8 protein-coding genes are annotated in these 13,092 nt (G+C 70.3%); 4 read left to right on the forward strand and 4 right to left on the reverse strand.

The genetic code is table 11. The features are described from left to right. Positions 1 to 10 precede the first annotated feature (10 nt). From CFP71_RS25965 to CFP71_RS25975, 3 genes are all read left to right on the forward strand, one after another. Positions 11 to 1,093 (forward strand): neutral zinc metallopeptidase, encoded by a 1,083-nt coding sequence (locus CFP71_RS25965; protein ID WP_378274513.1) that lies wholly within the window; start codon positions 11 to 13, stop codon positions 1,091 to 1,093. 489 nt (positions 1,094 to 1,582) lie between these two features. After that, entirely contained in the window at positions 1,583 to 2,308 is a 726-nt protein-coding gene (locus CFP71_RS25970) for a hypothetical protein (protein ID WP_093936562.1), read from the forward strand. Further along, entirely contained in the window at positions 2,308 to 2,682 is a 375-nt protein-coding gene (locus CFP71_RS25975) for a GntR family transcriptional regulator (protein ID WP_093936563.1), read from the forward strand. The genes CFP71_RS25970 and CFP71_RS25975 overlap by 1 nt, the downstream gene beginning before the upstream one ends. Here CFP71_RS25975 and CFP71_RS25980 read toward each other — a convergent pair. Then, entirely contained in the window at positions 2,671 to 3,177 is a 507-nt protein-coding gene (locus CFP71_RS25980; RefSeq protein ID WP_093936564.1) for a MarR family winged helix-turn-helix transcriptional regulator, read from the reverse strand. The genes CFP71_RS25975 and CFP71_RS25980 overlap by 12 nt on opposite strands. A gap of 94 nt (positions 3,178 to 3,271) precedes the next feature. Between CFP71_RS25980 and CFP71_RS25985 the strand changes: the two genes are divergently transcribed. After that, entirely contained in the window at positions 3,272 to 4,180 is a 909-nt protein-coding gene (locus CFP71_RS25985; protein ID WP_093936565.1) for an EamA family transporter, read from the forward strand. Here the strand turns inward: CFP71_RS25985 and CFP71_RS25990 are convergent. From CFP71_RS25990 to CFP71_RS26000, 3 genes are all read right to left on the reverse strand, one after another. Then, entirely contained in the window at positions 4,143 to 10,472 is a 6,330-nt protein-coding gene (locus CFP71_RS25990; protein WP_093936566.1) for a type I polyketide synthase, read from the reverse strand. The two genes, CFP71_RS25985 and CFP71_RS25990, sit on opposite strands and share 38 nt — an antisense overlap. 109 nt (positions 10,473 to 10,581) lie before the next feature. Continuing rightward, on the reverse strand, positions 10,582 to 11,421 hold the full coding sequence (locus CFP71_RS25995) for a poly(ethylene terephthalate) hydrolase family protein (protein ID WP_093936567.1): 840 nt from the start codon (positions 11,419 to 11,421) through the stop codon (positions 10,582 to 10,584). A 381-nt stretch (positions 11,422 to 11,802) separates the two neighbouring features. Further along, positions 11,803 to 13,014 (reverse strand): cytochrome P450, encoded by a 1,212-nt coding sequence (locus CFP71_RS26000; protein WP_093936583.1) that lies wholly within the window; start codon positions 13,012 to 13,014, stop codon positions 11,803 to 11,805. Between the last annotated feature and the right edge of the window lie 78 nt (positions 13,015 to 13,092).

Raw genomic sequence — 13,092 nt, forward strand, 5'->3', positions numbered from 1 at the left:
GACCGACTTGATGACGCAACCGCCCCACGGCCAGTGGCCGCCACGCGGCGCCGTCCAGCCACCGCCGGTGCACGGTCAGCCCCCTCCCCAGTGGCACGGCGCACCGCATCAGTACCCGCCGCCGCCACGCCGGTCCGTGGGCGCGATCGTCGGCATCTGCCTCGGCGCGGTCGCCGTCCTGGTCCTCGGCCTGGTCGCGATCGTTTCACTCAATCGTGACGGCAACGATCACGTAGCGAACGCGGGTTACAGCACGCTGCCGAGCCCGCCCCCGTCGGCGGAACTGACGCCGAGCGGGTCCGCGTCGCCCTCGTCCTCGACGAACCCGTTCCCGACGTCGCCGACCAGGGCACCGTCCTCTTCGAGCGGACCGCAGAAGATCCTCAAGCTCGGCGACCACCCGATCCTCCAGGACCCGAGCGCCGGCCTGCAGAACCGCGTCTGCACGCTGCCGCAGTGGCAGAGCAGCCAGCAGGCCGCCGAGGCGTTCTTCACCGCGGCGGGCAAATGCCTCGACAACGCGTGGGGCCCGTTCCTCGAGGCCTACAAGCTGCCGTTCATCCCGCCCGCCCTGCACTTCCCGACCGGGGCCAGCTTCGAAACCGAATGCGGCACGATCCAGGTGGGCATCGCGACGGCGGCGTACTACTGCGAGAACAACCTCTACGTGCCGTTCCGGGGTCTTCAGACCGACCAGTACGGCAACAACCCCGGCGTCTACCTCGCCCTTTTCGCGCACGAGTACGGGCACCACGTGCAGGAGGTCGCCGGGCTGATGGACGCGGCCTGGCAGAAGATCTACGAATCGGGCCAGAACAGCCCCTCCGGGCTGGAGATGTCCCGGCGCAAGGAACTCCAGGCGCAGTGCTTCTCCGGGATGTTCCTCGGCGCGCACGTCGACCAGGGCGGCACGGTCAGCCGGGACATGTACAACAAGGCCTGGAACGACCAGGAGACCCGGGGCGACAACACCTCACGCAGCCAGGACCACGGGACGAACGCGCACTACGCGTCCTGGTGGCGGGCCGGCGCGAGCAACAACCGGATCGCCGACTGCAACACCTTCTCGGCGCCGTCGAGCGCCGTTTCCTGACGATGTGAAGTACATGAAGGCCCCTTCCTGGCGCCTGGCGCCAGGGTCCGCCTCTGGGCTGGTCAAGGAGGTTGTGAAAGCCACTTTCGCAACGTTGAAGGTTGCGAAAGTGGCTTTCGCGACGCGGCGCCCTGAGTCCCTGAATGCCCACGGCCGCCGGACCGGCACGATCCCGACACCCCACCCACGCGCAGATCGGCCCAGGTGGTCGTGAGTGGCGGTTCCGCGGCCGCCAGGGCGCGACGATGGAGGAATTGGGACGTTCAACGTCCCAATTCCTACATCGTCGCCCGGACGCCCGGTGGCAGACGAGGTGACAGGGGAAGATTCCGGATTTTCAACGTCCGGAACCCTCCCCAACAACGGGCACCGGCCCCAGCCTCGGCTTCACTACGAGTCCGCTAGAACCCGAATCGCCACTCACGATCCAGCCAGCCGAATGGTCACCGGTCTTGTATCGTGTACTTGATACAAGACGGGAGGCTGATCGTGCCGTTCGACAACATCGTGGCCGTCGCCCTGTTCATGGGCCTGTTCGGTCTCGTGATCCTGATCGTGCTGTGGCCGGGCGAAAGGCAAGGCGCCAAGGTATTGCGACGGTGGGGGGTCGCCGATCCCTCGCCGTCCGACGTCGACGAGGCCGTGCGCTATCTGCGCCGCCGCCGGTTCTGGTATCCGTGGCTTTACCTCGGGTTGCCGCTGCTGGCCGATTCCGCCGGGGTGCGCGGTGACAACATGTCGTCCGTCCTGGCCACCTTGCTCGTCGGCGCGCTGATCGCCGAAGTGCTGGCGCAGCGGCCCCGGAAAGGCGCCCGCCGTGAGGCGGCGCTGGAGCGGCGCGGCGTGAGCGGGCTCATTCCCGTCTGGGGCCTGGTCACCTACGCGGTGATCGCCGTGGCCGCGGCAGGCTGGCTCGCTGTCAACAACTGGTGGGCGCAGCTCGGCGTCGCCGCGGGGATCTCGGCGGTGACGTGGCTGGTCGTCCTGCTCGCCGTCCGCCGACCGTCCACAGGGGACAGTGTGGCCGACACGGCGTTGCGGGTCCGGAGCGCTCGGGTCGCCGCCGGGCTGGGGTTGGCCGCCACCGTGACGCTCGCGATCCCGGAGAAGATGAACCTGGTGTCCCTGCTGCTGGTGCTCGCCGGATTCGCCGGCTGGTACCACCTCGCGCACCGGTCGCGCGCCGAGGGCCCCTCGCGTCCCGAAGCGGCCTGATGCCGCTGAAGGTCGTCGTCGACACGGATCTCGGGATCGCGCCGTGGCGACAGGTCCGGGACCAGATCGTCCGTTTGATCACCACCGGTGCGCTGGCGCCGGGCACCCGGCTGCCGTCCATCCGGCAGCTCGCCAGGGATCTGGCGCTGGCTTCGGGCACGGTGGCGCGCGCTTACCGTGAGCTGGAGGAGAACGGCTGGGTGCTCACCGCCCGCGCCAGGGGAACGGTCGTCGCCAAAGCGGCCGATCGTCCGGGGAAAGCCGCTCTGCTGCGGGCCGCGGCGGACGAGTACGCCCGCGCCGCTCGGGAACTCGGGGTCGATCCGGGTGACGCGCTGACAGCCGCTGCCGCCGCGCTGGGGTCACTCCAGTGACGTGTCGCCGAAGTGTTCGAGCAGCAGCCGCAGGCCGCCGATCAGTTCGATCCACTGCTCGGGCTTGAGGTCGGGCAGAAGGCGGGCTTCGTTCTCCAGGTGGAGCACGAAAACCTCGTCCACGACCTCCTTTCCCTTGCCGGTCAGCCGGATCTTGACCGAACGACGGTCGTCGCTGTCACGCACCCGCTCGACCAGCCCCTTGGCTTCCATGCGGTCGATGCGGTTCGTGATCGCCCCCGAGGTGACCATCGCGGCCTTGAGCAGCGCGCCCGGCGTCAGCCCGCCGGCTTCCCCGGAGCGGCGGAGCGTGGTGAGCACGTCGAACTCCCACGATTCCAGGTCGTGCTCGGCGTTGAACTCCTTGAGCTTCCGGTCGAGGATCCGGGAAAGTCGCTGGACGCGCCCGATCACCTCGGCCGGCCAGAGCTTGTCTTCGAGATCCGGCCGCTCGTGCCGCCAAAGCCCGATCACCGCGTCCACCGCGTCGGCCACGATGCGCCTCCAATCGTCTCAACATTAAGAGACTTGACATTGACATAACTCGCTGGTGTTATCTCAACGTTGAGATTATCAGTGAGGAGACATCATGGCGATCATCGCCGAACGGCCTGTCACGACCGAGCCCACCGCCGCGAAACCGACGCTGCGTGACGCCGGGCTCGCCGCGCTGGCACCGGCCAGCTGGGGCACCGTCTACGTCGTCACCGCGACCTTGCTGCCCCCGGACCGGCCGCTTCTGGCCGCCGCGCTGCGGGCACTGCCGGCCGGACTGCTCCTGCTGGTCCTGACCCGGCGGCTCCCGCGCGGCTCCTGGTGGTGGAAGACGACGGCGCTCGGAATGCTCAACTTCGGCGCCTTCCTGCCGCTGATCTTCTACGCCGCGTACCACCTTCCCGGCGGTGTCGCCGCGACGCTCGGCGCCCTGCAACCCCTGTTGGTGGCACTCCTGGCGCTGCCGATGTTGCGCGTCCGGACACCGGCGCCGATCCTGCTCGCCGCGATCGCCGGCGCCGGCGGTGTCGCCCTGCTGACCCTCTCGGCGGAGGCCCGGCTCGACCCGCTCGGCCTGGCCGCCATGCTCACCGCCGTCGCGCTCATGGCCGTCTCCCTGCTCCTCACCAAGAAATGGGGCCGCCCCGAACATCCGCTGGCGATGACCGGCTGGCAGCTGACCCTGGGCGGGCTCGTCCTCGCCCCGGCGACACTGCTCTTCGAAGGTCTCCCCGGCTCGCTGACGACCGCGAACCTGATCGGCTACGGCTACATCGGCGTCGTCACCACCGCGCTGGCGTACCCGCTGTGGTTCCGCGGCATCGATCGCCTCGCCCCGACGTCGGTCTCGCTGCTGACACTGACCAACCCTCTCGTCGCCACGGCCGCGGGGTTCCTGGTGCTCGGCCAGACCCTCACCGGCTGGCAGCTCACCGGATTCGCCGTCGCCCTCACCGCCTTGACACTCAGTCAGACGCTCGCAGGTGGCCGGCGAGTTCGGTGACCGTCGGATGGTCGAACAGGACGCGCGCGGGGACCTCCACCCCGGTCAGCTCCCGGAGCCGGGTGCGGAGGTCGATCACGGCCAGCGAGTCGAGCCCGAGGTCGGTGAACGGTTTGTCCTCGGGGATCGTGCCGGGGTCCTGGTGGCCGAGGACCTCGGCGAGTTCGACGCGGAGCAGGTCGCGCAGCTCCCGCTCGGAGGGATGTTCCGGCCAGCGCCGATCCGGTGACGGCGGTGCCGGTCTCGCCGCGGGACGGCCGAGGTCTTCGGCGATCGGAGGCAGGTCGGCGGCGGTGGGGTCGAGCCGCGCGGCGATCAGGACCGGTTCGGCATGCCCGAGCGCGGCGTCGAACAGGGCCATTCCCTGCTCCAGCGTCAGCTCTGCCACCCCGGAGGTCTGGATGCGATGCCTTGCCGCGTCAGGGATCTGCGCGCCGAGCCCGACCGCCAGATCCCAGAGTCCCCAGGCGATCGACGTCGCGGGCAGGCCTTCGGCCCGTCGCCGGACGGCCAGCGCGTCGAGGACGCGGTTGGCGGCCGCGTAGTTCGCCTGGCCGGCGTTGCCGAAAATGCCCGCCAGGGAAGAAAAGAGCACGAACGCCGACAGCGGAAGACGCCGCGTGGCCTCGTGCAGGACGTGAGCCGCGTCGGCCTTCGGGCGGAAGACGGTGTCGAACCCGGCGGGTGTCTGCGCGGTGAACGCGGCGTCGGCGACGACGGCGGCGGAATGCACCACGGCGGTGAGCGGCGGGTCGCAGGAGCCGACCAGTCGCCGGACGAAGACGGGGTCGGCGACGTCGCCGCCGACGATCCGGACGTCGGCGGGGAGCCGCCGGAGCTCTTCCGCACCGGGCGCGTCCGGGCCGCGACGGCTGACCAGCAGCAGATGCCGGACACCGTGCGCGGACACGAGATGCCGGGCCAGCGCCGCGCCCAGCCCGCCGGTGCCGCCGGTGATCAGCACGGTCCCCGCCGGATCGATCGGCAGGCCGGCCGCGGGGGCGGTCCGGGCGATCCGGAGCGCGTGGGGCACGCCCTCCCGGATCGACAGCTGGGGTTCGGGGTTGCCGCCGACGAGCTCACGCACCCGCTCCACCGGCAGCTCCGTGGAGACCACGGTGACCAGGCCACGGTATTCGGCCGAAGCCGCGGTGCCGAGCCCGAAGACGGCGGCCGAGGCCGGATCGGTGACGTCACCGGTGACTACGACGGTGCGTTCTCCGCGCGGGAGCGTGTCCTGCAACGAAGTGAGCACGGTGCGGACGTCTTCGCCGCGTGCGTCGACGATCCGGACGTCGTCGGCGCTCGCGGCCGGTACGCGGATCCATCGCGGGCGGTAGAGCATCGTGCTCCCGGCGGGCAGCGGCCTGGTGAGCAGGGATTCCACCACCGCGACGGGCATTCCGTCGGAGTCGAAGAGTTCGACGCGGACCTCGCCGGGACCTGTCCGTACACAGTGGACTCGCGCCCGGCGCGGGGCCGCGGCGAACACGTGGACACCGGTCCAGAGGAACGGCACCCGGATCTCGGCGTCCGGCGGCCCGGCCAGCGCCAAGGTGTGCACGGCCGCGTCCAGCAGCACGGGGTGCAGCCCGAAGTCGCCGTCGACGCCTTCGGGGAGCGCGACGTCGGCGAACAGTTCGTCGCCGTCCTGCCACAAGCCCGTCACCGCGCGGAACGCGGGACCGTAGTCGAGGGTGGCGTAGGCCTGCTCCAGGCCGATCGGTTCGGTGGCGGGAGGCGGCCACTCGCCTTTCCACGGCTGCGCGAAGACGTCGGACGGCGCTTGCCGACCGGTGGCGTGCCGGGTCCATACGCCGGAATCCTGGGCGTAGATGTCGATCCGGGGCCCGTCCACGACCACCTGGAGTGCGACGTCCTCGGTCCGGCTCAGCCGTAGCGGCGCCTCGATCGTCAGCTCGGCCAGGCCGCTTCGGCCCGCGTGCAGGGCCAGTTCGACGAAAGCGGTCGCGGGGAACAGGGTCGTGCCGCCGACGACGTGGTCGCCGAGCCAGCCGTGCGTGCGCACCCCGGCCGAGCCGCCGTGCACGATCCGGGGCGAGTCGGGCGCGACCAGCGCCGGGCCGAGTATCGCGTGCCCGTCGCTCACCGGGCTCCGGCGAGGTTGCGGGTCGAGCCAGAAACGCTCGCGCTGGAAGGGATACGTCGGCAGTGAGACCCGTCTGGCACCGCTGCCCGCGAACACCGCCGACCACGACACCGGGACACCGGCGGTGTGCAGCTCTCCCGCCGCTTCCAGCACCCCTCGACTGGTGTCCATAGTGGACACCGTGGGGAGTACCGCTCCCGCGGCCCTGCTCAGCACGGCCGAAGGTCCGATCTCCAGGCAGAGATCGGTTCCTTCGGCGGCCACGGCGTCCAGCGCGTCGGCGAACCGGACCGTGTCCCTGGCTTGCCGGACCCAGTAGGCGGGGCCGAGGCCGTTGATCACCCGGCCGGCCAGCCCGGAGACCAGCGTGATTTCCGGGGTGCGGTGCGTCAGCCCCGCGACGACCTCACGGAACTCGGCGAGTATCGGATCGATCAACGGCGAATGGAACGCGTGACTGACGCGCAGCCGCGTGGAACCCGGCCATTGGGCCGCGACGGCTTCGGTCACGCTCTCGGATCCGGACAGGACAAGGGATCGAGGGCCGTTGACCGCGGCGATCGCCACCTGGTCGGCGAATTCGCCCACCAGCGGCGCGACCTCGCTTTCGGCCGCGCGGACCGCGATCATCACGCCGCCCGGCGGCAAAGCGGCCATGAGACGCCCCCGCGCGGACACCAGGACACCGGCGTCTTCGAGGGAGAGGACCCCGGCGACGTGTGAGGCGGCGATTTCCCCGATCGAGTGCCCGGCGACGGCGCCGGGCCGGACACCCCAGGATTCGAAGAGCCGGTAAAGGGCGACCTCGAAGGCGAACAAGGCGGCTTGCGCGTGATCGGTCCGGTCCAGCAGTTCGCCGCCGCCGAAAGCGACGTCACGAACCTGCCCGCCGATGGCCTCGCAGGCGGCGTCGAACGCCGTGCGGAACACGGGGAACGCGTCCGACAGTTCCTTGCCCATGCCCGCGCGTTGCGCGCCCTGCCCGCTGAACAGGAACGCCGCGGTCGCCGTTCCGCGCCCGATCCGGCCGCGGCGTTCACCCGTGGCGAGAGCGCGCAGCGCGGCGAGATCACCGGAGGAGACCATCGCGCGATGCTCCAGCGGAGCGCGGGTGCTGAGGGTGAACGCGACGTCGTCCTCGTCGCGCCCGGCCGCTGTCGCCAGCAGCCGGGAAGCGACCGCTCGCAGCGCGCTGTCGCTCGCGGCGCTCAGCAGCCACGGTGCCTTCAGCGATGTCCGGCGTCCGGCAGCCGCCGGAAACGGCGCTTCCGAGACGAGCACGTGCGCGTTGGTGCCGCCGATCCCGAACGCGGAAATCCCGGCGTGGCGCGGTTTCTCCCCGGCACGCCAGCCCCTGGCCTCGGCGAGCAGGGCCACGTCGCCCGCCGACCAGTCGACCCGAGGGCTCGGCTCGTCGGCGTGCAGCGACGGCGGCAACTGCCCGTGCCGCAACGCTTCCACCATCTTGATCACCCCGGCCACCCCCGCCGCGGCCTGGGTGTGCCCGATGTTGGACTTCACGGATCCGAGCCACAACGGCCTGTCCCGCCCCTTGCCGTACGCGGCGATCAGTGCCTCCGCTTCGATCGGATCGCCGATCGGGGTGGCGGTGCCGTGCCCTTCCACGACGTCGACGTCCGGCGCCGACAGTCCGGCGTCGGCCAGCGCGGACTTGATCACCGCGCGCTGGGCGCGTCCGCTCGGCGCCGTGATCCCGTTCGACGCCCCGTCGGAGTTGACGGCCGAACCGCTGACCAGCGCCAGCACCGGATGCCCGTTCCGGCGGGCGTCCGACAGCCGTTCCAGCAGGACGACACCGGCGCCTTCGGCCCAGGCCGTGCCGTTCGCGCCCGCCGCGTAGGAGCGGCACCGCCCGTCCGGGGAAAGGCCGCGCTGACGGCTGAATTCGAGGAAGGTGCGCGGCGACGACATCACCGTGGCGCCACCGGCCACGGCGAGCGAGCATTCACCGGTCCGCAGCGCGCGCACGGCCCAGTGCAGGGCCACCAGCGAGGACGAGCACGCGGTGTCGATGGTGACCGCCGGGCCGTTCAGGCCGAAGGTGTAGGAGATCCTGCCGGACGCGAGCGCGTGCGAAGACCCGATGCCCAGCCGTCCTTCGAGCTGATGCCCTTGCAGGCGACTGGCGTAGTCCTCGTTCATCACGCCGACGAACACGCCGGTGTCGCCGCCCCGCAGCGTCGCGGTGTCCAGACCGGCGCGTTCGAACAGCTCCCACGACGTCTCCAGCAGTAACCGCTGCTGAGGGTCGGTCGAGAGCGCCTCGCGCGGCGACATGCCGAACAAGGCCGGGTCGAAATCCAGGGCGTCGTACACGAAACCGCCGCGACGGGTGGTGGAACCGCCGATCCGGCCGGGGTCCGGGTCGTAGCGCACGGTCTGCTCCCAGCCACGGTCGGACGGGAAGTCCCCGGTGGCGTCGACACCGGCGGCCACCAGGTTCCACAGGTCCTCGGGCGAGGTCACCCCGCCGGGGAACCGGCACGCCGTCGCGACGATGGCGATCGGGTCGTCGCCGCGTGCGGGCACGGGTTTCGCCGTGACGGGCCCGCGCCGCCCGGACAGTAGCCGCTCCAGTTCGCCGATGACCGCCGCCGGGGTCGGGAAGTCGTAGACGAGCGACTGGGGGAGTTCGCAGCCGGTCGCCTCGGCGAGCCGGTGCCGCAGCTGCACACCGCCCAGCGACGTCAGGCCCAGCTCGGCGAACGGCCGGTCGCGCCACCGTTCCCCGGCGTCCTCCTCGCCCAGTTCGGCGATCGCGTCGCGCACCAGCGCTTCGACGTCGTCGGGGCGGGGAACCCGCAACTGCTTCCGCAGCGCCTTTCCCGACGGCGTCCGGGGGAGCCGCTCGACCAGGTGAAAGGCCACCGGGACCTTGAAGGCGGAGAGCCGTCGGCGGCACAGGCGGCGTACCTCGTCGAGGTCCGGCTCGTCGGACACGAGGAACGCCACCGGTACCGCGCCGAGGACCTCGTCCGGCCTTCCGGTCACGAGGACGTCGCGCACCGCCGGGAGTTCGGCGATGACCGACTCGATCTCGGTCGGGTGCACGTTCTGGCCGCCGCACACGATGACGTCGTCGGCGCGGCCGTCGAGCGTGAGCCGTCCGTCGGCGAGGCCGCCCATGTCGCCGGTCCGGTACCAGCCGTCCACGCCCGCCACGTTCGGCGCCACCCCGGGACCGCGCACCTCGATCTGCCCGCCGGAGATCCGGATCTCCATACCCGGCACCGGGATCAGCCCCTCGTCACCGGTGAGCTGGACGGCGATCTTGCCGCCGGTCTCCGTACTGCCGTAGCCGTCGAGGACGGGGATGCCGAACAGTTCCCGGACCGCGGCGCGTGCCGACGGGGTGCAGGGCGCGCCCCCGGACAGGCACAGCCGCGGCGCGGGGAGCTCACCGCGGACCTCCTGACGCAGGTTCAGGAAGGTCGCCGGGACACCGGCCAGGACGCCGCCCGGATACGCCGCCAGTGCGCTTTTCAGGTCGTGGCCGACGATCCTCGTGTGCGTGCCCAAGGCGATCGTCCCGGCGAAGGCCAGCGACAACGCGTACGCGTGGTGCAGCGGAAGCGGCCACAACACGGTGTCGGCCTCGGAGATCCCGTACATCGGGCCGTAGCAGGCGGCCGAGGACCAGAGAAGCGCCCGCTGCGTCGTCAGGACACCTTTGGGGCGGCCGGTCGTGCCGGAGGTGTACAGCAGCCAGGCGGGCTCGTCGAGGCCGAGATCGTCGCGAGGTTCACCCTGCGACGGCGTCGGCTCGTCCTCGACGAACACCACCCGCAACCGCGGCCGCTCCGCTCGGAGCTCGCGTACCACTTCCGCGTGCCGGGCCTCCGTGATCAGCAGTCCGGCGCCGGAGTCGTCCACGATCCGCGTGAGCTCGGCCGCCGTCGACCGCGCGCTCGCCGGGACCCCGACCCCACCCGCCCGAAGGACCGCCAAGCAGTACTCGGCGAATTCGACGCGTGCGCCGAGATGGATCAGGACCCGGTCGCCTCGCGTGATTCCGAGCCCGGTGGCCAAGCAGCCACTCGAATCCAGCAATTCCCCGAAGGTCAGGGTCCGGCGCTCGTCGGTGAACGCCGGCCGGTCGCCCGGCAGTTCCCGCAACAAAGTCACCAACGGCCGGAGCAGCCCGTCGCGAATGTCGGTCATCACACGAAGGTATAGCCGCGCCGCTCCACGTTGGTACAACGAACACGGCGAAGTATTTTATTGCCCGATCGTGCACCGTCCGCCGACGGATCGCGCATTTCTGGACCGGTCAGACGGCCTTTTTGTTCCGCTCGCTCGCGGACCAGCCGTCGTCGTCCTGGTCGAGGCCGGAACCGCTGCCGTAGAAGACACTCTTGGCGTTCTGGTCGCCGCTGAGGTGGTATCGCAGCCAGGCCGTGATCGCGCCGATGAGGCGGTAACGGGTCTCGCCCTGGAGGAAGTGGGTGGCACCCTTGAGCTGGCCGTACACGGCGGGAACCTGGTCGCAGGCAAGGAAACGGCCGCGCACGTAGAAGGCGGGCACGACCATGTCCGCCTGCCCGGACACGAAGAAGGCGGGGCCGTGCAGCTTGTTCACGTTGCCCTGCGGTCCGGGCATGATCGGCAGCGTGGTCTTGACGAGCGGATCCGCGCCGGCCGCGATCGCGCCACCACCGCCTTGCGAATGTCCGGCGGCCGCGATCTTCCCGGTGGCGATCCGACCCCGGAACACGCTGCCTTCACGGGAGTTCTCCGCGATCAGATGCCGGGCGCCCGCCAGCATCTCCTCGCCGGAACCCGACTGGCCGGTGTTCGCGGCCGCGACGACGTAACCCCAGCTCGCGAGGTGGGTGAACAGCAGCTCGTATTGGTCGACGGTGGCGCCGGTGCCGTTCCCCCAGATCAGGACCGGATGTTCGGTGGCGTCGGAGGCGATGTCCGCGGGGTAGTAGAGGGTGTGCGCCGGGCCGCCCGTCGCTTTGACCGCCTTGTGCGGTCCTGCTTTTTCGTAGACGCGCGGGCTGGTCGAGGCGGCGGGGGAAGCGGCGATGGCGGTCTGCGGGACCGCCGCCGCCGTCACGGTCAGGGCCGCCACTGCCAGCAGTGCCCTGCGGCTCAAGGAACGCATGGTGTCTCCGGAAGGTGTCGAGGAATGATCTCGTGATCATTCCTCGCGGAGAGCGGAAACGGCTCTGGACGTTTTCCAGAAAGTGCGACGGGGGCGTTGTGAACGGTGACAAAGCGAGAGAGAGTGAGGATAAGGGTACTTATCGAAAGCGTCGTGAGTGGCGACTCGTGTTCTATCGAGCGGTAACCCAAAGGTGTCCCGCTCGGGTGCCAAGTCCGTGAAGGCCTCCTTGAGGGACCCTGGGTCCCTCAAGGAGGCCTTCACGGACCACCGCTCGACGGTGACGACCGAGTCGGTACCACGGCGTGCCGTCCGTCCAAGCACACGTGCCGTCCACTTGGTCACGCGTGTCGTCCCTCCGGTCACGACCCCCTCGGCCCGCTACCAGGTGACGGGCAATTCGTGGACACCGTAGATGTTCATGTCGGTCTTCAGTTTGACCTCGTCGGCGGGGACGGCGAGCGCGAGAGTGGGGAAACGGCGCAGCAACCCCTCGAAACCCGCGCGCATTTCGATCCGCGACAACTGCTGCCCGAGACACTGGTGGACACCGTGCCCGAAGGAAAGCAGCCCGCGGGCGTTGCGGTGGATGTCCAGGGTTTCGGGGTTCTCGAAGCGCCGCGGGTCGCGGTTGGCGGCCAGCAGCGACACGATGACCGTCGAGCCCTCGCGGATCGTCTCGCCGCCGAGCTCCAGGTCTTCCGTGGCATAGCGGAAAAAGATGTCGGCGACGGACAAGTAGCGAAGCAGTTCCTCGACAGCGGCGGGCAGCAGCTCCGCGTCGGCACGGAGTTCGGCCAGCTGCTCGGGGTGCTCCAGGAGCGCGAAAGTGCCCAGCGCCAGCATGTTCGCGGTGGTCTCGTGCCCGGCGAGCAGCAGCAGGAACGCGGCGCCCGCCAGCTCCTCGATGGTGAGGTCGTCGTAGCGGCCCAGGTCGGACAGGATGTCGTCGCCGGGTGTCTCGCGTTTGCGGGTGACCAGCTCGGTGAGGAACGTGTTCATCCCGATGAACGCGGCCATCTTCTCTTCCAGCGTCTGGTCCCTGACCATGAGCTGCGCGGAACTGGCCTGGAAGTTCTCGCGATCCTCGTAGGGGACGCCGAGCAGTTCGCAGATCACCAGCGACGGCACCGGGAGCGCGAACTCCTTGACCAGGTCCACCGGCGGGACGAGCTTCGCCATCGCGTCCAGGTGCTGTTCGGTGATCTCGACGATGTGCTCTTCGAGCTGCTTCATCCGCTTCACCGTGAAAGCGCCGGTGAGCCGCTTCCGCAGCCTGCCGTGGTCCGGCGGGTCCATCGCGACGAACATGCCCGGCATCGGCGGGGAAGGTTCGGTCGGGGCGGGCATGCCGGGCGTCTCGTAGGGCATGTGCAGGATGCCGATGTCCTGCCGCGAGCTGAACCGGGTGTCGGCCATCATCTGCCGGACCTCGTCGTAACCGGTGACCAGCCAGCCCTCGTGACCGTCGGGGAACACCATGGGACTCACCGGACGCGACCCGCGCAGCCGGGTGATCTCGCTGGGCGGGGCGAAGGGACCCGCGTCGCGTTGCATCGGGAGGCCCTGCGGTACGGGAACCGTCTCAGTCATCGGGTCGCCTTTCGTGGTGGTTGTGCCGACCACGTTCCTCGCGGGGCCTGACACGCGGCTGACACGGCGCTGACACCA

Source organism: Amycolatopsis thailandensis (assembly GCF_002234405.1).
Lineage (GTDB): Bacteria > Actinomycetota > Actinomycetes > Mycobacteriales > Pseudonocardiaceae > Amycolatopsis > Amycolatopsis thailandensis.

Bases quoted from the DNA above. Each gene is read 5' to 3' on its own strand.
- CFP71_RS25965 (WP_378274513.1), top strand. From the start codon at position 11: ATGACGCAACCGCCCCACGGCCAGTGGCCGCCACGCGGCGCCGTCCAG.
- CFP71_RS25975 (WP_093936563.1), top strand. From the start codon at position 2,308: ATGCCGCTGAAGGTCGTCGTCGACACGGATCTCGGGATCGCGCCGTGG.
- CFP71_RS25985 (WP_093936565.1), top strand. From the start codon at position 3,272: ATGGCGATCATCGCCGAACGGCCTGTCACGACCGAGCCCACCGCCGCG.
- CFP71_RS25995 (WP_093936567.1), bottom strand. From the start codon at position 11,421: ATGCGTTCCTTGAGCCGCAGGGCACTGCTGGCAGTGGCGGCCCTGACC.
- CFP71_RS26000 (WP_093936583.1), bottom strand. From the start codon at position 13,014: ATGACTGAGACGGTTCCCGTACCGCAGGGCCTCCCGATGCAACGCGAC.
- CFP71_RS25990 (WP_093936566.1), bottom strand. From the start codon at position 10,472: ATGACCGACATTCGCGACGGGCTGCTCCGGCCGTTGGTGACTTTGTTG.